This is a genomic window from Bradyrhizobium sp. AZCC 1588, assembly GCF_036924735.1.
Taxonomy (GTDB): domain Bacteria; phylum Pseudomonadota; class Alphaproteobacteria; order Rhizobiales; family Xanthobacteraceae; genus Bradyrhizobium.
Genome location: NZ_JAZHSC010000001.1, coordinates 3615832 through 3639077 on the forward strand (window position 1 = coordinate 3615832; position 23246 = coordinate 3639077).

Genomic DNA, 23246 nt, shown 5'->3' on the forward strand with positions numbered 1-23246 from the left:
GGGCAAAGCGAAGCGTGCCCACCACCAGCGCGCGAACGGAGGGGTGGTGGGCACGGCGCAAGAGCGGCTTTGCCCACCCTACAAAGGCTGGCGCTACACCTTCACCATGCGCTTGCCGCGGTTCTCGCCGGCGAGCAGGCCGATCAGCGCGTTCGGCGTGTTCTCGATTCCATCGATCACGTCCTCCTGCACCTTCAGTTTGCCGGCGGCGACCCAGGACTGCAGATCGGCAAGCGCGGCGGCGCTCTGGTCCATGAAGTCCATCACGATGAAGCCCTGCATGACGAGGCGCTTCACCACGATCAGGCCGGGCACGCCGCGTGGACCGTGCGCGGACGGCACTCCGTCATATTGCGAAATCGCGCCGCAGCAGGCGATGCGGCCGCGGTTGTTCATCAGCGAAAGGCAGGCTTCGAGGATCTCGCCGCCGACATTGTCGAAATAGACGTCGATGCCCTTCGGCGCGACTGATCGCAGCGCCTTGAAGGTGGCGCCGTCCTTGTAATCGACCGCGGCGTCGAAGCCGAGTTCGGACGTGAGCCACTGGCACTTGTCCTTGCCGCCGGCAATGCCGATGACGTTGCAGCCCTTGATCTTGGCGATTTGTCCGACGATCGATCCGACGGAGCCGGCGGCAGCCGACACGACGACGGTCTCACCTTGCTTCGGCTTGCCGACATGCAGGAGACCAAAATAGGCAGTGAGGCCGGCGATGCCGTAGACGCTGAGCAGATGCGTCATCGGCTCCATTTTCGGCATCTTGTTCAGATGCTTTGCCGGCACGGCGGCGTAATCCTGCCAGCCGGTATCGCCGAATACGATATCGCCCGGCGCGAGGCTTGAAGCCTTCGAGGCGACGACCTCCGCGATGCTGCCACCAGCCATCACCGTGTTGGCCTCGACGGCAGCGCGATAGGTGGCGCCGTGCATCCACGCACGGTTGGCGGCGTCCAGCGAAATATAGCGCGTCCGCACCAGCGCCTCGCCGTCCTTCGGCTCGGGAACACTCCCGTTGACCATCTTGAAATGCTCAGGTCCGAGCTTTCCGGTCGGCTTTTCGACCAGCAGGATCTGACGATTGACGGTGTCGCTCATGGTGTTCTCTCCCCTCGGTGTCGCATTCGGGCGCTTTCCGATGCGCTTGGCGGCGGAAAAGCCGCTCGACTGCAGGGATTGTGCGCCACGTTCAAAAAAAATCCAAATCCTCCGCGCGGCCGCCCTTCGCGACGGTTGCGTATTCGACCGCCAGGAATAATCCGCCGGCCACATACACTCTGCGCTTTGGTTCCCGAGCCATCTCCTGCGAGAGCCGCACGGCATCCGCGATTGTCGTCGCGACATGAATGGTTGCTTTGGAATTGCCAAGTCGCGCGGCGGCGGCGATGGCTTGCGGGTCCGCGCCCTTGTGATGTGCCGCCGTGCAGATGATCGTATCGAACGACGGCGCCAGCGCGCCGACGATCTCGTCGGCCTTCTTGTCGCGCGAGGCGCCAGTGACGAGAATCCAGCCGTCGGCCCCATGAATCGACGTGAGGCTCGCCAGCGATTGCCGGATGCCGTCCGGCGTGTGGCCGACGTCGATCACCGTGAGCGGGTCTTGCTGGATGACCTCCAGGCGGCCGGGCCAGCGGACGTTGCGCAGGCCGGCGCGTATTGCTGCTTCGATGCGATCAGAAGCCTTGCGCGGCTGCTCGCGTTGCAGCCAGAGCAGGAACAGCGTGACCGCGATGGCCGCGTTGTTGAACTGGAACGCGCCGGCCAGGTTAAGCTCAAGGCGACGAAAATCATGATATCCAAACTGGTAGTCAAATTGTTGCCCAGACGCCGCCACGGCCTCGTTGTCGATGCGGACCTCGTTGCGAACAAACAGCGAGGTGCAGCCCCGCGAGCGGTTATATTCCAGGAGGTGCGGCCGAAGCTGGCGGCAGTTTTCGCCATACAGGATCGTGCCGCCGGCGGCGCAGGCATCGCTCTTGTCGGAAGCGATCAGTTCAAGCGAGTTGCCGAGCAGATCGACATGCTCGAAATCGACCGAGGTGACGCAAGTCTCGCGCGCGCCGATCAGGCGGACTGGATCATAGCGGCCGCCGATGCCGGCCTCGAACACCGCGAAATCGCATTGGCTGTCCTGAAAGTATAGGCAGGCCAGCGCAAACAGCGCCTCGAAGGCGCCGAACCTTTCGCCGCGGCGCTTCGAGACGTCGGCGATGGCGGCGTCGACGAGCCGCTTGCGCTGGGCGAAGGCGTCGTCGCCGATTTCGATGCCGTCGACCTGGATCCGCTCGTTGAAGCGGAAGAGATGCGGGGAAGTGAAGAGCCCGGTTCGGAGGCCGTAGTCGCGGCCGATGCTGGCAACCATCGCCGCCGTGCTGCCCTTGCCGTTCGAGCCGGTCACCACGACCGAGACGCGCTGCAGCCACACGCGATCGATCCTGAGCGCATTCAACAGCTCGGCCATGCGCGCAAGACAGACGCCGTCGCCATATTTCGGCAGGTCGAACACTACAGCAATCCCATCGTCGAGAAGGTGTGATGCCAGATCTTCAGGATTAGGTCGCCGCGGTCGGAATCCTCCAGCAGCCGGATCGCCGGGTTGGAGTTGACCTCGATGACTTGCATGGAATCCGGTTGGCCACCGATATCTACGAACATGTCGATGGCCGCTACGCGAAGCCCGATCGCGCGCGCCGCCTGCCGCGCCAGCACGATGGCCTCCTCGGACGGTGCATCCGCCAGCACCATCGTGCCGCCAGCACTGAGATTCATCCGCCCGGGGATCTCGCGCCGTTCGCCATTTGCCGGCACAGTGTCGAGTGACGGATCGTGATCGGGCAGCGAAGCCGGCGAAAGGCCGCGGGCCCGCAAAGCGTCATTATGGGCCGTCAGCAGTTCGCGGAACGTGCGCACGCCATCGCCCGAAATGAACGGCGGGCGTTTTCGCGCGCAATACAGCGCGTCATCGTCGAGCAGGAAAACGCGATACTCTGTGCCATCTATGATCGGCTGGATCAGGACGGAGTCGTAATATTTCGTCACCTCATCGAGATAGCGGGCGAGCGCCGCTTCGCTATGAACCGCTTGCGCGAAATCGCCGCGCGACCCCGTGAGAGGCTTGACGAAGGCCGCCCCGCCCAATGTCCTGAAACAGGCGATTGCATCGCTGCGCTCGTGGCCTGCCGGGCGGTGCGCGCGGTGGCGGTCGTGCAGGAAGAAATATTCACCGCCGAGCGCCGGCACGCCGGCGTCTTGCAGAATCCTGCTGGCAAAGAACTTGTCCGACGCCAGTGTCGAAGCCGTCGCGTTATTCTGCGGATACCAGGAGCATCGGCCGGCGCCGAAATGAAGCAGCCTGTCGCGCGCGGCGACGCTGAAGATCAGGCCCGAGCCGCCGTCGAGGTCGCGAAACGCCAGTCCGAATTCGGCGCAGGCAAATTCCGCATAGACCGCCTGGTCCGGATAGAAGCCCGGTTTTCCCTTTCGAAACTCAGTTGGGCTTCGCATGCGATCTCTTTTGAAACGTTCTTAATTCGAGGTAGTCATTTATTGCCAGATCGATGGCGAATTCAGCAAGTTAATTGCGCGAGAAAGCGTTAACGAAGGTGATCGAACCTTTTTGCAAATTAGACCGACAGCCATTCCGAGTTCTCAATTGTGCTGCAGGTCATATTGACTATGTGTCTGCTGTGCGCAAATGAAGCGCCAAATCGCCGATGATTTCGCTGATTTTTGGCACTTTGAGGCCCGAAGACCGAAACGTTCTACATCGAGACGTCAGGAAAAACGAAAACACATGAGCGCGTTCTATAGAGAGAAAGTCCTTTCTGTCCGCCACTGGACCGATACGCTTTTCAGCTTCCGGGCCACCCGCGATTCCGGTTTCCGCTTCCAGAACGGCCAGTTCGCGATGATCGGCCTCGAGGTCGAGGGCCGGCCGCTGCTGCGCGCCTACAGCATGGCCAGCGCCAATCACGAGGAAGAGCTCGAGTTCTTCTCCATCAAGGTCGCGGACGGGCCGCTGACCTCGAAGCTGCAGAAGATCCGCGAGGGCGACGAGATTCTGGTCGGCCGCAAGGCGACCGGCACGCTGATCACCGACAATCTGATTCCGGGCAAGCGCCTGCTGCTGCTCTCGACCGGCACGGGCCTCGCGCCGTTCGCCAGCCTGATCAAGGACCCCGACGTCTATGAGCGGTTCGAGACCATCGTGCTCGTTCACGGCTGCCGCCAGGTTTCCGAACTTGCTTATGGAGAAGACCTGGTCGCCAAGCTGCGCGACGACGAGCTGTTCGGGCCGCTGCTGTCGGAGAAGCTGCTGTACTACCCGACCGTGACCCGCGAGCCGTTCCGCAATCGCGGCCGCATCACCGACCTGATCTCATCCGAGCAGTTGTTCAACGACATCCACCAGCCGCCGCTCAATATCGAGACCGACCGCATCATGATGTGCGGCAGCCCGGCCATGCTGGAGGAGCTGAAGCAGATGTTCGAATCCGGCGGCTTCATCGAAGGCAGCGGCAACACGCCCGGCCATTTCGTGATCGAAAAGGCGTTCGTCGAGCGCTGAGACTTCTTGTCCCGGACGCGGTGCAGCGCTTCTTCGGCGGTGCGCCGCAGAGCCGGGACCTGCCACCTTGGATGGACCCCGGATCAGCAGCGCACCACGCCGTAAGTGCGGCGCGTTGCGCAGCATCCGGGGAACGTTACCTCCAATCTCCCTCACTGCTATAACCACTCTCGGACGTCGCGCGGCTCGTTGCCCGCGACGGTTGATAGAGCGTGCGTGCCGGTGCGTGGTGAGGTTGTGCGGCAAGGACTGCACTCGTCTCCACGCCATTACGCTGCACTGCAAAAAGGCGATAGGTTCATTCGGACCGGGAGCATCCCGTTTATTTTTCAAGCTGCCGTCACTTCCGTGAAGGTCGCTCCGTATATCGTGTAGCGCCCGTTCCGGCGATTGGACTAAGCTGCCGTCCGGCAAGGATAATTTGGGTAGGGGGTTCCATGGAAACGCTGCTGCTTCCGTTCTCGCCACGCTACATCGTGCTGACGATCTGCGCCGTCATCACGGCATTGCTGATCGGCATCGGGATCTTCGACAATAATCTGAAAGTGTGGGAGTTGCTGCTGCTGCCGATCGTGATCTTCGGCGCGTTTACATTGCTGGGCATTCGCGATCTCCTGCAGAAGAACCACGCGGTGTTGCGCAATTATCCGATCTCGGCGCACATTCGTTTTCTGCTCGAAGAAATTCGTCCGGAGATACGGCAGTACTTCTTCGAGAGCGAGAAGGACGGCATGCCGTTTTCCCGCGACACCCGCGCTCTGGTCTATCAGCGCGCCAAGATGCAGCTCGACAAGCGGCCGTTCGGCACCCAGGAAGACGTCTATCGCGAGGGGTACGAATGGATGCATCATTCGGTGGCGCCGAAGACTCGTAGCGCGTCGGAATTCCGCGTCACCATCGGCGGCCCGGATTGCACCAAACCCTATTCGGCATCGGTCTTCAACATCTCGGCGATGAGTTTTGGCGCGCTCAGCCCCAACGCCGTGCGCGCGCTGAACATAGGTGCCAGGAAGGGCGGCTTCGCGCATGACACCGGCGAAGGCGGTGTTAGTCCCTATCATCGCGAAAACGGCGGCGACCTCATCTGGGAGATCGGTTCCGGCTATTTCGGCTGCCGCAACCGCGATGGTTCGTTCAACCCGGAGCAATTCGCCCGCGTCGCGGCCGACGACCAGATCAAGATGGTCGAACTCAAGATCAGCCAGGGCGCCAAGCCCGGGCATGGCGGTGTGCTGCCGGCAGCCAAGGTCTCTGCGGAGATCGCCAAGATCAGGGGCGTCGCGATGGGCGAGGATTGCATTTCGCCAGCCACTCACGGCGCGTTTTCGACACCACTGCAGATGATGGCATTCATCGGCGAGATGCGCAGGCTGTCGGGCGGCAAGCCGACCGGATTCAAGATGTGTATCGGCCACCCCTGGGAATTCTTAGGCATCTGCAAGGCGATGCTGGAGACCGGCATTTATCCGGACTTCATCGTCGTCGACGGCAATGAAGGTGGCACCGGCGCGGCGCCGTTGGAGTTCATGGATCATCTGGGCATGCCTATGCGCGAGGGCGTCAGTTTCGTCCACAACGCGTTGATCGGCATTAATGCGCGCGACCGCATCAAGATCGGCGCTGCCGGCAAGATCGCGACCGCCTTCGACATGGCGCGCGCCATGGCAATCGGCGCCGACTGGTGCAATTCCGCGCGCGGATTCATGTTCGCGCTGGGCTGCATCCAGTCCTTGAGCTGCCACACCGATCGTTGTCCGACCGGCGTGTCGACGCAGGATCCTACCCGCGCCCGGGCGCTGGTGGTGCCACTCAAGACCGAGCGGGTCTACATGTACCATCATGCCACCTTGCACGCGCTGTCCGAGCTTCTCGCGGCCGCCGGCCTCGACCACCCGAAGCAACTGCGGCCAATCCACTTCTCGAAGCGCACGTCGAGCACAGAGGTCATGTCATTCGCGAAACTCTATCCGTCGCTGCGTCCGGGCGAGTTGATCGAAGGCACCCAGGATCCGCGCTTCCGCGATGCATGGGCGATGGCGCGCGCAGATTCGTTCCAACCGGCGGGATAAAATCCCAGCGGTCTCCCGCAGCCGGCCGAACATCCCCCAAGAGCCACCTGCATCTAGGCGGCAGGGCGCATCTGCGAAAGGCGCGGCCGGGAGAATTTGTCGCTTCAAAGGCGGATGCCGGATTTGGCGAGCATCCAGGCGGTGAGGAAGTAAAGCGCAATCGTCACCGCGCAGCCGGCGGCGAGGCTGGGCCAAAAGCCCACGCCCGCCCTGAGCAGCGCCGGCAATATCAGGAACAGCGGTAGCGACGGCAGCACGTACCAGAACGTCGATTCCGCGACACCGGCAATGCGCTCCGCATCGCCGGTGTCATGCCAGAGCCACAGGAAGCTCAACAGCGAAAGCAGCGGCAGCGACACGATGAGCGCAGCGAACGCCGGGCTGCGCTTGGCGATTTCCGACACCGCCGCGATGATAATGCCGGACAGGGCGCATTTGATCACGAAGTAGAGCATGGGGTGCCTCGAGGGGCACTAGAACTCTCCGTGCAGCCTGCCGGAGAACACGTGAACCGGGCCGCGGTCGGCATTGTAGGCGGGATTGGTGATGAACTGGTAGTCTGCCGTCAGCGTGATCTGCTTGGTGAGCGCGTAAGCGTAGTAGGTCTCGAGGATTCGTTCGTTGCTGTAGTTGAGACGGCCGTCGCCGATCAGCAGGCCGAGACCGCCGGCCCCCAGGAAATCGCGGTGCGCGCCGGAAAGCCCGTTAATTGCGCCACCCAGACCGAATGTATCGCTCAGCCGTCCCCAATAGCCGCCCTTGACTGATAGGCCTGCCGAGACGCTGCGGTCGATGTCGGTAAACGACAGGATTTCGCTCCGGCCGTCGTTCCAGCTCGCGCGCGCGAACACGCCGACGTCGTTCATGACCTGTTGCTCGGCGTTGACGTAGAATCCGTATTTGAGATTTTGGCGCCGGATGTCTGTCATGACGTTGTTGATGTCGAGCGTCGGGTCTGCGGCGCTGATCGTCAGCGCGTTGCGGTAGTTGCCGGTATTGCCGCGGTTGGCGAAGATGCCGAGTCGCAATTTGCCGGGCTGGTCAAGCACGGTGTGACGTTCTTCGAACTCGACCACCGCGCCGCCGGTCTTAAAAGTGAGGACGTCGCTGTTGGGAGCGGACGGCACCTGGAACAGGCCGGCGCGCACGGCCCAGTCCTTGCGATTGAGTTCGACGACGGCGCCACGCGTAAATCCGGGGAGATCGGCCGGAAAGTCATAGGCCGCGGACGCCCACATTGCCCAGTTCATGAAATCGATGCGCGGATCTTTTGCGTAGGAATTGCCGTCAAAAAAATCTCCGACCGCAAATCGCCCGACCGTTACCGTGACGCGGTCGATGTCGCGCTTGCCCGGCAACTGATTGGCCGCATCGGCCACTTCTTCCTGTTCGCCACCCAGCCCGAATGTCTGCCGGAAGAAATAGCGCTGCGCGCGGAATCTCGGATACTCGGCGCCGCCTTTTTGCGCTTCGCCGTTTGAAAAACCTGCCAAGCCTAATGTGCCGCCGATTCCGAAGCCCTGCGCAAGCTCCGGACCAAAATAGAGCTCTCCGCCGTCCCACAATCGCCAGCCGAGAAAGGCTCCGACCGTCCAGGTCTCTCTGACGCGTCCGGCGCCGGGCAGACTGTTCGTGCCTTGATACGGCGAGCGGAAGCTCGGATAGCCCTGAGATATGAAGGTCGTCTGAGCGTGGACGTTCCAGCCCCTGGATGCAGGAGGGATGGGTGGCTTGATGGCGTAATCGCCTGCCGTCGCCGAAGGCAGACCGTCCCAGATCTTGTAGTTCAATCCGAGCTTGACGGTGTGGATCTTCGGGTCGACTGCGACGTCCGGCAGCGGTACGTCCGCAAGCCCGTGCGTTCGGGTACCCAGATCGATGTAGCCGTATTCGAGTTTCGCGCTCCACTTGGCATCGGCGGCATATTCGACGCCAGCGCCTGCGGTCCAGCCGAGAGGCGCGTGCCCGCGCTCGGATACCACGCTGCCGTCGACATCGTTGATGTCGACGTGGGTCCGGGCCCAGGCGACACCGCCGGTCACGTAGGGCAGCAGCGTTCCGAAGGCGTACCCGACGCGGCCCCGGGCCGTGGCAATGTAGTCGAGGGTGGTGTTGAAAGGGGCCGGCACAAGCCGTGCACGGTCAAGCGTGCTCACGAATGAAATATCGACCTCGGCGCCCAACACCAGATCGTTCGGGAGTTGGAAATTATAGCCGGCCTGATAGCCGCCGATCAGGCCCGTGATGCTGTGGGGAAAAAACACGCCTTGCAGCGGCAGCGGATTGGTGCCGGGGCCGAAGCTGCCGCCGCCATAACCGGCATGGCCGCCGAGATAGAAACCTGTCCAGCTATGGACGGCTCTGACGGCCGGGGCCTTTAGGGACATGTCGGCAGCGCTGGCAACGCCATCCAATGCGAGCAGGCCGAAGCCCAGGCCAGCCAGCAAGTAAACTCGGTATTGGCTGCGGCGGGTCATCGTGTGGGCACTCTGGGCGCTAACGTTCCGGCGGTCGCTCTTATCACTGCAGATTTGCCGGCGCGCCACCACCAAAGAGATCGCCTGAAATCGTCGGCCCAGCCTCTTTTTGTGGATTAGCGGCTGTTCCCGGCCGAAGCCGGATCGAGCAGGAGCGCAATCCGCTTTGCGAGCTTTGTTGGGAACAATTCGCAATTGCAAGAAGCATTGAACTGCTTCGTCTAAATGACATCGTTGCGTGACGTGCGCGCAACATACCGGGCCCGGTCAGGGCGATAGTCCGCAAATGGGTGACCCGCCCGGGGGGACAACCGGGCGGGTCGGGTGCGGCACGGGGGTGGATGAGGCGCCCGTGCCGGACGCTGATCCACGACAAAGCGTTTTCGAGCGAAGTGGCCCTTCCGGTTCGCGTGAAGAAAGCGCGTTAGACAAGAGAAGCGTTTTCAGGGTCTGAAGTGGCTTGCTTGCAAAGAAATCGCTTCTCAAACAGCAACCAAGTCAGCCGCAGAAATCAGTAAGCGCAGGTCCGGACGCGGCCGATGTAATTGCCGAAAGCGTCGAACTGGCGGACCCAGCCGCAACGGCGATAGCCGTCATAGTAGTAGTGGGGGCCCGAAGCTGCGATCGCAGTGCCGACGATGGCTGCGCCAACGAGGCCGGCTCCGACACCCCAGTGCAGCGGCTTGGCCTGAGCCTGTGTGGAAGCCATGCCGCCGGTAACGGCAAGGGTAGCGAGAGCGAGAGCGGCGAACTTGGTCTTGATCGACATGGAAGTCTCCATCCTCTGTTAAGCGGCCATTGTGGTCCGCATGCCCAGTTGGACGGAACGCGCTGGAAAGCGGTTCGAAAAGACGGCCGGAAATATGGTTTCGTCGTTTATTTCTTCGATATTTCAGATAGTTACGAGAATAAATCGCGATTCTATGCTTTACGAAGAAACAATTCCGGATCGAATTTGTCGACGTCATCGAGCAGTTCGCAGAACGCCCGCGCGCCGTAATCGAGCAGCTGTTCGCCCTTCTCCGCAGTGGCTTTGGTGGCGTCGCCCACTGCGCCGCTTTCGTTAAGGTCCTGCGCCTGCCACGCGAAAGGGACCGGCCGATGCGCCGAGAGCCAACGAAATTCTTTCTCCATCGCGATGCTGGCAGGGCGAAAATCGGCGATCGCCTCTATCCGCACAGCGTGCGGATAGCGCGCCAGCATGATCGAGGTCTCGACCGCGCCGCCATGAATGCCGTGACGCAGCTCTTCCGCGGAAAACAATCCATCCGGCGCGCCGAAGCGCGACCAACTGGTGGTCACCACGAGCAGCCCGTGATGTGCGCGCAGATCCTGCGCGACCAGCGACATCGCCGCGCTGTTGCCGCCATGGCTCGTCACAATCACGAGCTTGCGGATTCCGCACCGCGCGACGCGCTCGCCGATCGCCATCCACTCCTTCAATGCGACGTCGGTCGGCAGCGTCAGCGTGCCCGGAAAATCGATGTGCTCGGTGGAGATGCCGACCGGCTGCAGCGGCAGAAAGGTAACGGGCAGCGCGACGGGCAACAGCTCGCGCACCCGCGCCAGATAGGCCTCGCCGATCAGGACGTCGGTTTCCAGCGGCAGATGCGGGCCGTGCTGTTCGGTGGCTGCCAATGGCAGCACCGCGATCCAGCGCGCGGCGTCGGCCGCGGCGATGTCGGGCCAGCGGATGTCGGTCCAGTCGCGGGGCGGAACGGTTGAGGCCATCGAGCGAAGCGTTTCTTTGGATAAATTTGCAGGGTAGTTTGTTAGATAGTCCGGGGATGGTCCGATCCCTGGATCAAACCCCTCGGGGACGTTGTCCTTAGCCTCTCATCATGGGCCAGAATGATCGACGGAGTCCAACCATGAACCCGGCCTTTTTGCTGCGAGCGTTAACCGCAGGTCTTCTGGCGTTGGCCGCAGGACCGATGCCTGTGCGCGCCGAAACCCTCGACAAGGTGTCGTTCGGAACCAACTGGGTCGCGGAGGCCGAGCATGGCGGCTTCTTCCAGGCGGTCGCCGACGGCACCTACAAGAAATACGGGCTCGACGTCACGATCGTTCCCGGCGGGCCCAACACCAATAACCGCATCCTGCTGACCGCCGGCAAGCTCGACTTTTTCATGAGCGCGAACACGCTGCAATCGTTCGACGCCGTTGCCAATAACGTGCCGCTGATTGCGGTCGCCGCGATCTTCCAGAAGGATCCGCAGGTATTCCTCACCCATCCGGAAACCAGGATTGCAAAACTCGAAGATCTCAAGCCGCTGACACTGCTGGTCTCCAAGGAAGGCGTGGCGAGCTACTTTCAGTGGCTGAAGTCGGAATACGGCTTCAACGAGAGCAAGGTAAAACCTTACACCTTCAATCCGCAGCCTTTCATCGTGAACAAGCAGAGCGCGATGCAGGGTTACGTTACCTCCGAGCCCTACGCCGTCGAGAAGGCGGCCGGCTTCAAGCCCGGGGTGATCCTGCTCGCCGATCACGGCTTCAACGCCTATTCGACGCTGATCGAGACCCGCCGCGAGATCGTCGACAAGAAGCCGGACCTGGTGCAGCGCTTTGTCGATGCCTCCGTCATCGGCTGGTACAACTATCTCTACGGCGACAATTCCGCCGGCAACGCGATGATCAAGAAGATCAACCCCGAAATGACCGACGAACTGCTGAGCTATTCCGTCGCCAAGATGAAGGAATACGGCATCGTCGATTCCGGCGATACCTTGCGCGACGGCATCGGCGCCATGAACGACGCGCGCGTGGCGAGCTTCTTCGACAAGATGGTGCGGGCCGGCGTGGTTCGCCGCGATATCGACTACCGCCAGGCCTACACGCTTCGCTTCGTCAACAAGGCCGTCGGTCTCGATCTGCGGCCGAAGAACTGACGCAAGATGGCTGGGCCCGCATTGTCGGAGACGGATAGCGATGCGGCGGGCCTTGCAGTGCGTCTGCGCGCGGTGAGCAAGACCTATGACAATGGCGTGACCGCGCTCGGGCCGCTCGACCTTGATGTCGCAAAGGGCGAATTCGTCTCGCTGCTCGGGCCTTCCGGCTGCGGAAAATCCACCGCGCTGCGGCTGATCGCGGGGCTCGGCGCGCCGAGTGCGGGCGCGGTGAGCGTTTCCCATCGCGCCAACAAGGCGGATGGGCGGCATCCCATCGGTTTCGTGTTCCAGGAGCCCACGCTGATGCCGTGGGCGAGCGTGCGCGACAACGTTTGCCTGCCGCTGAAGCTTGCGCATGCGGCGGCGGCCGAAGCCGATCGGCGTATCGAGGAGGCGCTGGCGCAGGTTGGCCTTGCCGAATTTGCCGGTGCATATCCCCGCGAATTGTCGGGCGGCATGAAGATGCGGGTGTCATTGGCGCGGGCGCTGGTCACCGACCCGGATATTCTGCTGCTGGACGAGCCGTTCGCGGCGCTCGACGAGATCACGCGCTTTCGGCTCAACAACGACCTGCTGGCGCTGTGGCGGAAGCTGCACAAGACCGTCATTTTCGTCACCCACTCGGTATTCGAGTCGGTCTATCTGTCGCAGCGGGTGATCGTGATGACGGCGCGCCCGGGGCGCGTCCGCGCCGAGTTTCGCATCGCAACGCCGGAGCTGCGCGGGGAGGAGTTTCGCACCTCGGCCGACTATGCCGGCTATTGCCGCGAGGTCTCGAATGCGCTGGCGCCTTCCTATTCCGGGCAGCGTAGCGCATGAGTTCCCTGCAGAACATCGGCCGCATGCTGCTTCCCGTTGTCGTGCTCGCAGCGGGCCTGGCGTTGTGGGAATTCGTGGTACGCGTCAACGATATCCAGCCCTATGTGCTCCCGAGTCCGACAACCGTGTTTCAGACGCTCGTCAGTGACTGGCCGGTGCTGTCGGAATCGCTGGGCGTCACCTTGCTCACCACGCTGGAAGGTTTCATCGCCGCAGCCGTCGGCGGCGTCGCGATGGCGCTCGTGTTCAACCAATCGAAATGGCTGGAATATTCGCTGTTTCCCTATGCGGTGATCCTGCAGGTCACGCCGGTGATCGCAATTGCGCCGTTATTGCTGATCTATCTGCCGCAGCAGACCGCGGTCATTGTCTGCGCCTGGATCGTCGGTTTCTTTCCGGTTCTGTCCAACACCACGCTCGGGCTGAATTCGGTGGATCGCAATCTGGCCGGGCTTTTTCAGCTCTATGGCGCGTCACGGCTTCAGACGTTGCGGTACCTGAAATTGCCGGCGGCCCTGCCGTTCATCCTCGGTGGCTTGCGGATTGCGGGCGGCCTGTCGTTGATCGGCGCCGTGGTCGCCGAAATCGCCGCGGGTACGGCAGGCGCCGGCTCCGGCCTTGCCTTCCGGATCGCCGAGTCCGGTTATCGCCTAAACATTCCCCGAATGTTCGCGGCGTTGTTGTTGCTGTCGGTGGCCGGGATTGTCATCTATGGGCTGCTGGCGCTAGTTTCGCATCTGGTACTACGGCGCTGGCATGAGAGCGCGCTTGGAAAGGAAAATTGATGGCTGCCGCGAATATTTCGTCCGAGAAGATCGATCTGTTGATCTACGGACCTGTCAGGCCGATCCTGGAAAACGGCTTTCCGGATCAGTACGTCCTGCATATGGCGGAGAGCCGCGCCGACCTCGAGCGGTTGACATCAGATACGGTCGCAAAAATCCGCGGCATGGCGGTCACCTATCACATGGTGCCGGCCGACGCGAAGGCGCTGTCGCAATTTCCGAAGCTCGAAATCATCGCGAGCTTCGGCGTCGGCTACGACCACGTCGATTCGGCTTATGCGCGTGAGCACAATATCGTCGTCACCAATACGCCCGATGTGCTGACGGAAGAAGTCGCCGACGTCGCGATGGGGCTTCTGATCGCGACCTTGCGCGAATTCGTCAAGGCCGACCGCTATCTGCGCGCCGGCCAGTGGCAGACCCAGAACTATCCCTTGAGCGCCGGTTCGCTGCGCGACCGCAAGATCGGCATCGTCGGCATGGGCCGCATCGGACAGGCGATCGGCCGCCGGCTCGAGGCCTCGCGCGTCCCGGTTTGCTATCATTCGCGCAATCCGTCGCCGGCCGTGTCCTACCAGCATTATCCCGACTTGATGGAGATGGCGAAGGCGGTCGATACGCTGATCGTCATCGTCCCCGGCGGCGCCTCGACCGCCAAGATGATCAATGCCGACGTGTTGCAGGCGCTTGGTCCGCGCGGCGTTTTGATCAACGTCGCGCGCGGCTCCGTCGTCGACGAGCCGGCGCTGGTCGCGGCGCTGAAATCCGGCACTATCCTCGCCGCCGGGCTCGATGTGTTTGCCAACGAGCCGAACGTGCCGGACGAGTTGATGGCCATGCAAAATGTCGTGCTGTTGCCACATATCGGCTCAGCTTCGGTGGTAACGCGGAACGCCATGGATCAACTGGTCGTCGACAACCTGAAAAACTGGTTTGCCGGCAAGGCGCCCTTGACGCCTGTTCCGGAGACCCCGGTGAAGGGACGCTGATGGTGCTTGGGCGTTCAGGCATTACGGCAGCAGCGCTGACGGCGCTGCTCGCGCTTGCGCCGCAGGTCTCGGCGCAGGATGCCTCGGCCCTGAAAAAGGAAATGGTCGGGCAGTGGGAGCTTGCGACGACCGAGCGCAGCAAGACGTGCGTCATCACGATGAAGGGCGATGCGACCCCGCAAGGGCTCAAGCTCGAGCTTGAGCCCGGTTGCGCCAAGGCATTGCCGTTCACCAAGGACATCACGGCCTGGAATATCAAGGGGCTGGACATCGTGCGGCTGCAGGACGCGGCGGGCCAGCCGGTGATCGACTTCACCGAAGTCGAGAGCGGCATTTTCGAGGGCCTGCGGACCGGCGAGGGCGTCTACATCCTGCAGAACCTCGCTGCCGCCCGCTCGCTCGCCAAGTCGATGGACCAGATGATCGGCGACTGGTCGATGGTTCGCGGCAATGGGCAGACGGTCTGCGGCCTGACCCTGACCAACACCGAGGCGACGGGCGATAATTTCCAGGTGTTCCTGAAGCCGAAATGCGATCCGGCGGTTGCGGCCTTTGCGCCAAACCAGTGGCGGCTGGAGCGCGGACAGATGATCCTGATGTCGGCCAAAGGCGAAACCTGGCAGTTCGAGGCCGACGACAATGCGCAATGGCGGCGCGTGCCTGATACCGCCGATCCGCTGATCATGGTCCGGGGGCAGTAGACCGGCGGCCGGCCGCCCGGCTGGGCTGGCTCCCGAAATATTTCCAGAACGCCTGTCGATCCGGCGCCGTCCCGTTCGTCGTCTCCCATAGCGAGCCAGTTTTGCGGGCGATCACCGCCGCAACTCGCCTCAACGGGAGTTTTGCCATGCGCTTCATGTATATCGTTACTTCGTCCCAGCCCGACAAAGGCCCGACGCCGGCTTTGATGGAGGCGATGGGCAAGCTCGCCGAACGGGAGATCAAGGCCGGCCGTATGCTCGACACCGGCGGCTTGATGCCGATTGCCATGACCGGGGCGCAGGTCAGGATAACGGACGGCAAGCTTGGCGTGATCGATGGACCGTTCGTCGAGAGCAAGGAGCTGATCGGCGGTTACGCAATCTTCGAGCTCGCGGGACATGGAAGAGGCCGTGGCCGCCGCGAGGGAGTTCATGCAACTGCACATCGAGCATATGCCGGGCTGGGAAGGCACCTGCGAAGTTCGCGTGCTGGCGACGCCCGGCGTGGATGGCGCATGCGAGGTCGGCATTCGCGCTCACGCCTGATGCGCACGTTCGGCGCACACAGTCGGCGGCGATGACGGCCGCCGACATCAATCGCACCATCCTCGCGGTTTGGCGCATCGAACAGCCGCGCCTGATCACGGGGCTGTCGCGAATGCTGCGCGACGTGCCGCTGGCGGAGGATTTGACCCAGGAAGCCCTGGTCGCGGCGCTGGAGCATTGGCCCGCCAGCGGCGTGCCGGAGAAGCCCGGAGCGTGGCTGATGGCGCTGGCCAAGCGCCGTGCGCTGGATCATCTGCGCCGCCGCAGCATGCTCGCGCGTAAGCATGAGATGCTGACGCGCGACCTCGAGCAGGAGCAACTGGCGATGCCGGACCCGGACGCCGCACTCGACGACGATATTGGTGACGAGCTGCTGCGGCTGATCTTCACCGCCTGCCATCCGAGACTGTCGCGCGAGGCGCGCGCGGCGCTGGCGCTCCGGATGATCTGCGGTCTGACCACGGAAGAGATCGCGCGCGCCTTCCTGCAGCCGGAAGCGACCATCGCCCAGCGCATCGTGCGGGCGAAGCGGACGCTGTCCGAATCCGGACTGGCCTACGAAACGCCACGCGGCGAGCAGCTTTCGGAACGGCTCGCCTCGGTGCTGGAGGTCGTCTATCTCATCTTCAACGAAGGCTATACGGCCGCCCGCGGCGACGAATGGCTGCGGCCGCAGCTCTGCAACGACGCGCTGCGCATGGGCCGCGTGCTGACGCTGGTCGCGCCGCAGGAAGCTGAAGCCCACGGCCTGCTCGCGCTGATGGAGTTGAATGCTTCGCGCACCGCGGCGCGCACCGACGCATCCGGCGATCCGATTCTCCTGATGGACCAGAACCGCGCGCTGTGGGACCGGCTTCAGATCCGCCGCGGGTTGCTGGCGCTGGCGCGAGCCTGCGAACTCGGCGGCAGGTGCGGATTCTATGCACTGCAGGCCGCGATCGTCGCCTGTCACGCCAGGGCCGCTACACCTGATGAAACGGAGTGGCCGCGCATCGCCGAGCTCTACGCCAAATTGGGCGCGCTGGTGCGCTCGCCGATCATCGAGCTCAACCGCGCCGTGGCGGTCGGTATGGCCGAAGGGCCGGCGGCTGCGCTTGCGATCGTGGACGGATTGGCGGGCGAGCCCGCGCTGAAGACCTATCACCTCTTCCCAAGCGTCCGCGGCGATCTGCTTCGCAAGCTCGGCCGCGTTGCAGAAGCCCGCGCGGCGTTCGAGCTCGCGTCAACGCTTGCGACCAACAAGCGCGAACGCGAATTGTTGCGGCGGCGGGCCACTGAGACGAGCCGTGGCGCGCCGAAGCCGTCCTGACTTCAGATGAACCGGAACTGCGACCGCTCGCGTTTGGCGAGTTTCGGAAGCGCCTGCCCGAGAATGATGTTCTTGAAGTGGTCGGTCTGCTGATGCTCGGCAAAGGCCGCCTCGCCTGAAAATACCTCGTAAAAGAAGAATTCTCGTGGCTTTGCGATGTTCTGGTGAATCTGGAACTGTCTGACGCCGGGCTCACGCTGTGCCTGCGGCAGAAAATCCTTGAGAAGCTCCGCGACGGTGGCTTCCTCGCCCGAATTGACTTCCCAGAATGCAGTGACGACCAGGTTCTGGTTAGCGTTGCTTGTGACAGCCATGGCGTTCTCCTGTGAAACATCCAGCACGTGCTCGTTGGAGCGGCGATGCGGATCACAATGGCTGATCTTGCGACAAGAATGCTTCGGTACATGTCGAATAATGATGTCAATGTCGAAGCCGGAACCAGCTTGGCGATGCGCGCGTTTCCCCGGAGATAGTTTGACTGGAGCAGCCGCATGGCCAAAAAGACCGTGCTCGCCATCGGCATCGAGCCTTCCTTCGTCGACTTTAGCGCCTTCCCGGGGCTCACGGCCGAACTGATGACGAGCTATGTTGGAGCTCAGATCGAGCAGCTTCGCGCGATCGGCTATGAGGCCGATAGCTGCCTGATCGATCTCGGCGACACCGCCGAAGCCGTCGCCGCGGCGGCGCTGGGCGCAAAGCATTATGACTGCGTGGTGATCGGCGCCGGGCTACGTGAGCCGCGAGAGCGACTGCACTTGTTCGAGCGGATCATCAATCTGGTTCACCTCGCCGCGCCGCAGACGCGCATCTGCTTCAACACCACGCCGGCTGACACCGCCGAGGCGGTGCAACGATGGGTCGCGCCGTGAGTGCGCTTGCGTTCAGGTGGTACGGAAGGCGCCGAGCAGGCTGCCGATGATCTTTTGCCCGCGGGCACGGAGCCTTTTCGGATTCTCTGCCCCGGGCAGCAACAGCGCCACCTCGCAGATCATCGCATCAACCATGCGGCTCAGGAGTTCGATATCCTCGAAATCGAGCTCGCCCTGGCGCTTTAGCGCGGCAAGCGTCGCGGTGAGCAGGGCCATCGGATGGGCTTCCTCGATCTCCCGATAGCGGGCATTGCCGAGCACCGCCGGCGCTTCCTGGATGACGATGCGCGCATAGGCCGGCTCGAGGCAGGCGTCGAGATAGGCTTCGATGCCCTCGGTCAGGCGGTCCCATATCTTGCGCTCCATCTTCGCTCGCGCTTCGATCCGGGCCGCGGCCTCGATCTGCAGCGCGACGACCACGGCGTCGAACAGCGCCTTCTTGTCCTCGAAGTGGTGATAGAAGGCGCCCCGCGTCACGCGCGCCGCGCGCGAAATCGCCTCGATTCCCGCCGCCTGGTAGCCCTCGCTCGCAAAAATGTCCCGGCCGGCCGCCAGCAGCGCCTGCCTCGTGGCTTCCGTGTATTCCTCGCGGCGGGTTCGTTCGCGTCCAGCTTCCTGCATGCCCCGACATACCACTTGACGCTTAGGATCCTATCAACATATAACATACATACGGTATGTAAAAAACATATGGTATGAGTTTAGGGTGAACCCGTGGGAGCTTTGGGAGGAGAGGTGATGAACAGCGATCGAATGTTTGAATTGGCGCAGGCTCTGGCGGTCGCGAAGAGCCGCCAGGACGTGCCGGCAGCGCTAAAGGTCCTCCACGACGAGATGGTGCTGGAAAACCCGGCCTTCGGAACCACCGCCCGTGGTCTTGCAGAGAACGAGAAGGTGCTGAGCCGGTTCTTCGCTTCGTTCCCTGACTACAATGTCACCCTGGAGGACCATGCCGCCAATGACGATACGCTCGTCTGCTGGGGCCGCGTGCAGATGACAATGACCGGCGATCGTTTCGGCGTGGTGCCGAACGGCAGTCGCGCAGACCTCCCGGTATTCATCCAGTTTGCGTTCAAGGACGACCGGATCGTCCACGAGCGGTTCTTCTTTGACCTTGCCGAACTCTGCGCGCAGTCCGGCGTCTCAACCGACGCGGTACGCCGCAGGATATTTGGCGATGCCGGCGTCCGGCAGCTTGCTGCCGAATGACTTCCGCCCGCGAATCAGGACCCAGATGATGACAGTAGATCCACGCGTCAAACCGGTCGCCGCGATCAGGACGGCACCATTGTTCGACATCGTCGTCGATCTCAATCCGAAACTGAACATCGGCGATGGTCCGCTCGGCCGCCGCATCCTGTTCGGTGCGGCCGGAGGCACCTTCGAAGGCCCAAAGCTGCGCGGCGAGGTGGTGCCCGGCGGCGGCGACTGGGCGCTGTTTCGAGCCGATGGCGCGATGTCGCTCGACGTTCGCCTGACGCTGCGCACGCATGACGGCGCGCTGGTGCACATGACCTATGGCGGCCGCTGGATCACGCCGCCCGAATTGCGATCAGAAATGGCTGATCCCGCGAAACGGTATCAGGTTGACCCGTCGCGCTATTACTTCCGCACCAACCCGCTGTTCGAAACCGGGGCGGAACAATATGCCTGGATGAACGACATCGTCTGCGTCGGGTCGGGATACCTGGTCGAGGGCGGCATCGCCTACAATGTTTCCCAGATCGTCTGACGGATGCGCATTCACGCCGCCGGAGCCGATCCGCGCTGGCGGATGATCGTCCAGATCCAGGCCATCGCGATAAGCGCCACAGCGGCATAAGGAGCCCAGGCTTGCGGCTCTCCCATCGTCCGGAGTGTCATACCGCTCAGGAGGCACCAGAGCACGGGGATCGGCAGCAGCCATGGCACAAGCCTGCCGCGGGCGAGCAGCAGAACGCCGAGGGTCGCGATCGCCGTCGGATCCGGCGCGATGCCGAAGACTTCGGATGAGGCCAAGCCGCGCCCCTGAAGCGGCGCAAGCAATGGCTGTCCGGCAATTCCGGAGGCAAGGAGGAGATATCCTGTCCAAGCGACTGGCCCGCGGCGGTCGAAGGCAAGGCCATCGCGCAAGGACAAGATGAGGAGCAGCCCAGCTTCGACGGCGAAAGCCGGCGCGACATAGGCGGCAGCCCAGTTGACGGTCGCGTAGCGGTTCCACAGAAAGGACCACCCGACGAAGATCCAGAGGATCGCCAGGATGAGTGAGATCCAACGTGCAAAGACTCCCGGCCGCCACGCGATGAGCAGGATGATGAGGAGGCCGGCGGCGAGCGTCACGACGTGCAGTGGCCAGAGCGCCGCATTGTGCGTTTCGAACATGCGCCAGTAGACGCGCGGCGAAAACAGCAGGAAATCCTCCGCGCGATAGGTCCACCACTCCGACATCAAAGCGCCTGCACGTGAGCCGAGATGCGCTGCCGCGTGGCGAGGTCCGGCATCGGTCCGGCGGCGGCCGAGAGGTTTTCGCGCACGTGGTCGACGCGGGTGGTCGCCGGAATTGCGACGGTGACGGCCGGGTGAGACAGGATGAACTTCAGCATGAGCTGCGCCCAGCTCGACACCCCGAGTTCGGCCGCCCACTCCGGCAGCGGCTTATTCTTGAGGCGATTGGTCAGCTCGCCCTGCCGGAACGGCCGATTCACAATCACCGCAATCCCGCGCTCTGCCGCCAGCGGCAGCAGCCGTGCCTCCGCCTCGCGATCGACGACATTGTAGGAGAGCTGCACGAAATCGATAGGCTCGTTTCGCATAATCTGTTCGACAAGATCATGACGGCGGCCTTCGGAGGTGGTGATTCCAACGTAACGCACGGTACCGGCGGCTTTCATCTGGAGCAGCGTCTGCAGATGCGCCTTCCACGCGAGCAGGTTGTGAACCTGGACGAGGTCGAACTTCGGCACGCCCCAGAAGCGACGCGATTGCTCGATCTGGGCGGGGCCTGCCGTCGCCGAGGACGTCCAGACCTTTTCGGCCGAGAAGAGCGCAGCCGGCCGCCCGAGCTTTTGAAGGCCGTAGCCGACCACCGGTTGCGACGAGCCATACATGGGAGAGGAATCGATCATGCGGCCGCCCGCCTCGAAGAAGGCGGCCATGACGTTTGCGCATTCGTCCCTGAGCACCGGATCGTTGCCGACATTGAAGGTGATCCAGGTTCCCAGTCCGACGATCGGCATCTCCTCGCGGCTCGAGGGAATAGGACGGCGCGCGGGCTGGCCTTGTTGGGCACGCAGAGAGGTCGGCAAGAGCGCGGCAGCGGTTGTTGCAAAGGATGTTTGCAGGAACGTTCGGCGTGTCGTCTGCATCCGAGGCTCCATCATCGCGGCGCACGGATCCAATATGCGGCGCGCGCCATCCTCAGCTAAACAGCATTAGATCAGCTTCAGTCCCCTCAAACTTGCGTGACCGTTCCCGCCGACGACGATGTGGTCGCGCACGGAGATGCCGAGTGGCGCAGCGATAGGGATCGTATGTCGTGCGACAAGGCGCTTCGCATAAACAACGCCTCCGGCGGGACGGATCCGCACGAGCAAAAGGCCGCCCCATTTGAGGCGGCCCTTTGTGTGGTTCGACCGTGCCATCGCGCTATGGTCGCCGGATCAATCGTACAGCATCCTGGTTCGCACCTCGTTGCGGGCCAATCCGTCGATTTCCGCAAGCGCCAGCGCGCCCCTCAGTTCCTCAAGCCAGTCCAGAAGTTTGTCGACCAGGTACTCCGGGCTCATCGAAAGAGCCGCGCCTCTCATCCGCTCTGCTAGCTGATTCATCATCGATCCCCTCTCAATCGAGAATGAGCAACCCCCTCTCATCCGATGAACCACTCTCTCACGCGTTCGCCAAAGCGCGAAGCGGAGAGTTAATAAATGGTAAATGCAGGCGACTAGCTAGATCAGCCGCATCCCCTTCAGGCTCGTATGCCCGTTCTTGCCGACGATGATGTGGTCGTGCACGGAAATGCCGAGCGGCTTTGCGATCTCGACGATCGCTTTGGTCATGTGGATATCGGCCTGCGACGGCGTCGGATCGCCGGAGGGATGATTGTGTGGCGGTATGCGGTTCGCAATAACCATGTGCATTGGTTGCATTTAGGTATGATATTAACCTGTTGGTTGTCGTTTGTGACTTTCGAGATTATGGGGTGTTCAAATGGAGCGCGAGACCTGGCAGCAATTGCTCTCATTGGAAAGTCGCGATCTCGTTTCTGCGTGGTTCAACAAGATACATAGTCGAGACTTGAACGCACGCAGAGCGAAGGAGATTACAGCGGCGGCGAAGCAAGGACGGGAGTTCTTTCGTAACTCGGATGCAGCCGATTATTCAGTCAAACCGCTACTCACTTTCTATGGCGTGGCCAGTTTGGCGCGTGCGCTGACGCTGCTCTTGAAGCGCGGTGGCGGCGAAGAAGGGCTCACGAAAGGCCACGGACTTGAGACGATTGACTGGAGTAAACACCTCTCTGGCGACCTATCGGTTGGACTAGCTGCGTTGAGCGGATTGAAAATCCGGACGTGTTCCGGACTTTTCTCAGACCTTGCGAAATATACCGAGAACCGACTGTCGATGCATGTGAGGTCTGGTGCTGTCGATTGGAGGCTTAAGTACGATCAGCCCATCCTTGGAGATGAAATCGCACTCGGGCAGCTCACGGCACGCATTCCGGATCTTTCAAAAGAGCATCGCGTCATAGGGGCCGACGCTATGTACGCTTCCATCAATGAGATTAAATATGAACACGCGAGTGGAGTGACCATCAAGGTCCCGAGCAAGGCATTCAGGGTCTTCGAAGAATCCTATTGTAAGCTTGGATATGTCACGAAGGATGCCGACCAATGGACGACCTTGACGGGTAGTGCCGATCTGTTTTCAAAGAGTACCCCTCAATTTATGCACGCGTATGTCCACAAGATGTTCGGGAGTATCCCAAATCTGTTTCTCATTGCGCCGATGCCGAGCGGTAACAGATACTCGCAGCTATGCGTGACTTACATGGTCGGATTTGTGCTGGGTATGTTGGCGCGCTATTTCCCAACACATTGGGTGTCTGTGGCGCAAGCCAATAAAGGCGACGCTCTGTGGCCTACCCTCAATCGGGCTCAGCGCTTTGTTGAGGAGACGTTCCCTGAGCTTGTCGCTGAGATGATTGAAGATATCCTGGCCCATCCATGAATCGCGACGCGCTCTTTCGCTT

The 23246-nt window shown here is 62.1% G+C and carries 25 protein-coding genes and 2 pseudogenes; 13 read left to right on the forward strand and 14 right to left on the reverse strand.

The window, feature by feature from the left end:
• Positions 1 to 93: 93 nt before the first annotated feature.
• The 3 genes from V1277_RS16920 to V1277_RS16930 all read right to left on the reverse strand — a co-directional run bounded on the left by V1277_RS16920 (position 94) and on the right by V1277_RS16930 (position 3501).
• Complete coding sequence (locus V1277_RS16920; RefSeq protein ID WP_334417312.1) at positions 94 to 1095, reverse strand: NADP-dependent oxidoreductase; 1002 nt, start codon at positions 1093 to 1095, stop codon at positions 94 to 96.
• 91 nt (positions 1096 to 1186) lie between these two features.
• A complete protein-coding gene (locus V1277_RS16925) occupies positions 1187 to 2503 on the reverse strand; it encodes a bifunctional folylpolyglutamate synthase/dihydrofolate synthase (RefSeq protein ID WP_334417313.1) in 1317 nt (438 codons plus the stop codon).
• On the reverse strand, positions 2503 to 3501 hold the full coding sequence (locus tag V1277_RS16930) for a hypothetical protein (RefSeq protein WP_334417314.1): 999 nt from the start codon (positions 3499 to 3501) through the stop codon (positions 2503 to 2505). Before V1277_RS16930 ends, V1277_RS16925 begins: the two co-directional genes overlap by 1 nt.
• Before the next feature lie 289 nt (positions 3502 to 3790).
• On the opposite strand from V1277_RS16930, the gene V1277_RS16935 reads away from it, so the two are divergent.
• Entirely contained in the window at positions 3791 to 4564 is a 774-nt protein-coding gene (locus V1277_RS16935) for a ferredoxin--NADP reductase (RefSeq protein WP_057841999.1), read from the forward strand.
• A gap of 437 nt (positions 4565 to 5001) precedes the next feature.
• Positions 5002 to 6633 carry an FMN-binding glutamate synthase family protein gene (locus V1277_RS16940; RefSeq protein WP_334417315.1) on the forward strand — a complete coding sequence of 544 codons (1632 nt, stop codon included), beginning with the start codon at positions 5002 to 5004 and terminating at the stop codon, positions 6631 to 6633.
• Positions 6634 to 6737: 104 nt separating this feature from the next.
• On the opposite strand, the gene V1277_RS16945 is transcribed toward V1277_RS16940, so the two are convergent.
• The 4 genes from V1277_RS16945 to V1277_RS16960 all read right to left on the reverse strand — a co-directional run bounded on the left by V1277_RS16945 (position 6738) and on the right by V1277_RS16960 (position 10841).
• Positions 6738 to 7088 (reverse strand): DUF3147 family protein, encoded by a 351-nt coding sequence (locus V1277_RS16945; protein WP_334417316.1) that lies wholly within the window; start codon positions 7086 to 7088, stop codon positions 6738 to 6740.
• Between the two features lie 18 nt (positions 7089 to 7106).
• Positions 7107 to 9110 (reverse strand): carbohydrate porin, encoded by a 2004-nt coding sequence (locus V1277_RS16950; RefSeq protein WP_442894494.1) that lies wholly within the window; start codon positions 9108 to 9110, stop codon positions 7107 to 7109.
• A gap of 511 nt (positions 9111 to 9621) precedes the next feature.
• A complete protein-coding gene (locus tag V1277_RS16955; protein WP_028351026.1) occupies positions 9622 to 9879 on the reverse strand; it encodes a hypothetical protein in 258 nt (85 codons plus the stop codon).
• Positions 9880 to 10031: 152 nt separating this feature from the next.
• Complete coding sequence (locus V1277_RS16960) at positions 10032 to 10841, reverse strand: creatininase family protein (RefSeq protein WP_334417317.1); 810 nt, start codon at positions 10839 to 10841, stop codon at positions 10032 to 10034.
• A gap of 140 nt (positions 10842 to 10981) precedes the next feature.
• Here V1277_RS16960 and V1277_RS16965 point away from each other — a divergent pair, with 140 nt between their 5' ends.
• The 7 genes from V1277_RS16965 (at position 10982) to V1277_RS16995 (ending at position 17150) form a co-directional block, all read left to right on the forward strand.
• A complete protein-coding gene (locus V1277_RS16965; RefSeq protein ID WP_334417318.1) occupies positions 10982 to 12001 on the forward strand; it encodes an ABC transporter substrate-binding protein in 1020 nt (339 codons plus the stop codon).
• Positions 12002 to 12007: 6 nt separating this feature from the next.
• A complete protein-coding gene (locus V1277_RS16970; protein WP_334417319.1) occupies positions 12008 to 12820 on the forward strand; it encodes an ABC transporter ATP-binding protein in 813 nt (270 codons plus the stop codon).
• Positions 12817 to 13605, forward strand: coding sequence for an ABC transporter permease (locus V1277_RS16975; protein ID WP_334417320.1), 789 nt, complete (start codon positions 12817 to 12819; stop codon positions 13603 to 13605). Before V1277_RS16970 ends, V1277_RS16975 begins: the two co-directional genes overlap by 4 nt.
• Complete coding sequence (locus V1277_RS16980; protein WP_334417321.1) at positions 13605 to 14594, forward strand: 2-hydroxyacid dehydrogenase; 990 nt, start codon at positions 13605 to 13607, stop codon at positions 14592 to 14594. The genes V1277_RS16975 and V1277_RS16980 overlap by 1 nt, the downstream gene beginning before the upstream one ends.
• Positions 14594 to 15295, forward strand: a complete 702-nt coding sequence (locus tag V1277_RS16985) for an AprI/Inh family metalloprotease inhibitor (protein WP_334417322.1) — start codon at positions 14594 to 14596, stop codon at positions 15293 to 15295. The genes V1277_RS16980 and V1277_RS16985 overlap by 1 nt, the downstream gene beginning before the upstream one ends.
• A 101-nt stretch (positions 15296 to 15396) precedes the next feature.
• Complete coding sequence (locus V1277_RS16990; protein ID WP_334417323.1) at positions 15397 to 15876, forward strand: YciI family protein; 480 nt, start codon at positions 15397 to 15399, stop codon at positions 15874 to 15876.
• Positions 15873 to 17150: an RNA polymerase sigma factor gene (locus V1277_RS16995; RefSeq protein WP_334417324.1), complete on the forward strand. Its 1278-nt coding sequence runs from the start codon at positions 15873 to 15875 to the stop codon at positions 17148 to 17150. Before V1277_RS16990 ends, V1277_RS16995 begins: the two co-directional genes overlap by 4 nt.
• A 2-nt stretch (positions 17151 to 17152) precedes the next feature.
• Here V1277_RS16995 and V1277_RS17000 read toward each other — a convergent pair whose 3' ends face one another.
• Positions 17153 to 17464: a putative quinol monooxygenase gene (locus V1277_RS17000; RefSeq protein WP_334417325.1), complete on the reverse strand. Its 312-nt coding sequence runs from the start codon at positions 17462 to 17464 to the stop codon at positions 17153 to 17155.
• A gap of 177 nt (positions 17465 to 17641) precedes the next feature.
• On the opposite strand from V1277_RS17000, the gene V1277_RS17005 reads away from it, so the two are divergent.
• Positions 17642 to 18019, forward strand: coding sequence for a hypothetical protein (locus tag V1277_RS17005; protein ID WP_334371027.1), 378 nt, complete (start codon positions 17642 to 17644; stop codon positions 18017 to 18019).
• Positions 18020 to 18031: 12 nt separating this feature from the next.
• Here V1277_RS17005 and V1277_RS17010 read toward each other — a convergent pair whose 3' ends face one another.
• Positions 18032 to 18640 carry a TetR/AcrR family transcriptional regulator gene (locus V1277_RS17010; RefSeq protein ID WP_028351014.1) on the reverse strand — a complete coding sequence of 203 codons (609 nt, stop codon included), beginning with the start codon at positions 18638 to 18640 and terminating at the stop codon, positions 18032 to 18034.
• Positions 18641 to 18757: 117 nt separating this feature from the next.
• Between V1277_RS17010 and V1277_RS17015 the strand changes: the two genes are divergently transcribed.
• Both V1277_RS17015 and V1277_RS17020 read left to right on the forward strand, forming a co-directional pair.
• Positions 18758 to 19228 (forward strand): ester cyclase, encoded by a 471-nt coding sequence (locus tag V1277_RS17015; RefSeq protein WP_334417326.1) that lies wholly within the window; start codon positions 18758 to 18760, stop codon positions 19226 to 19228.
• Positions 19229 to 19256: 28 nt separating this feature from the next.
• Entirely contained in the window at positions 19257 to 19751 is a 495-nt protein-coding gene (locus V1277_RS17020; RefSeq protein ID WP_334417327.1) for a DUF3237 domain-containing protein, read from the forward strand.
• An 11-nt stretch (positions 19752 to 19762) separates the two neighbouring features.
• Here V1277_RS17020 and V1277_RS17025 read toward each other — a convergent pair whose 3' ends face one another.
• From V1277_RS17025 to V1277_RS17040, 5 genes and pseudogenes are all read right to left on the reverse strand, one after another.
• On the reverse strand, positions 19763 to 20446 hold the full coding sequence (locus V1277_RS17025; protein WP_334417328.1) for a DUF6064 family protein: 684 nt from the start codon (positions 20444 to 20446) through the stop codon (positions 19763 to 19765).
• Positions 20446 to 21363, reverse strand: coding sequence for an aldo/keto reductase (locus V1277_RS17030; protein WP_334417329.1), 918 nt, complete (start codon positions 21361 to 21363; stop codon positions 20446 to 20448). The genes V1277_RS17025 and V1277_RS17030 overlap by 1 nt, the downstream gene beginning before the upstream one ends.
• Positions 21364 to 21429: 66 nt before the next feature.
• Positions 21430 to 21519, reverse strand: a pseudogene (locus V1277_RS35015) (RadC family protein); the annotation flags it as partial.
• Positions 21520 to 21657: 138 nt separating this feature from the next.
• Positions 21658 to 21825, reverse strand: coding sequence for a hypothetical protein (locus tag V1277_RS17035; protein ID WP_334417330.1), 168 nt, complete (start codon positions 21823 to 21825; stop codon positions 21658 to 21660).
• Positions 21826 to 21942: 117 nt separating this feature from the next.
• Positions 21943 to 22101: pseudogene (locus tag V1277_RS17040) on the reverse strand (JAB domain-containing protein); the annotation flags it as partial.
• 103 nt (positions 22102 to 22204) lie between these two features.
• Here V1277_RS17040 and V1277_RS17045 point away from each other — a divergent pair.
• The gene (locus tag V1277_RS17045) at positions 22205 to 23224 is read left to right on the forward strand and encodes a YaaC family protein (protein ID WP_334417331.1); all 1020 of its coding nucleotides are present in this window, start codon (positions 22205 to 22207) and stop codon (positions 23222 to 23224) included.
• Positions 23225 to 23246: the final 22 nt, after the last annotated feature.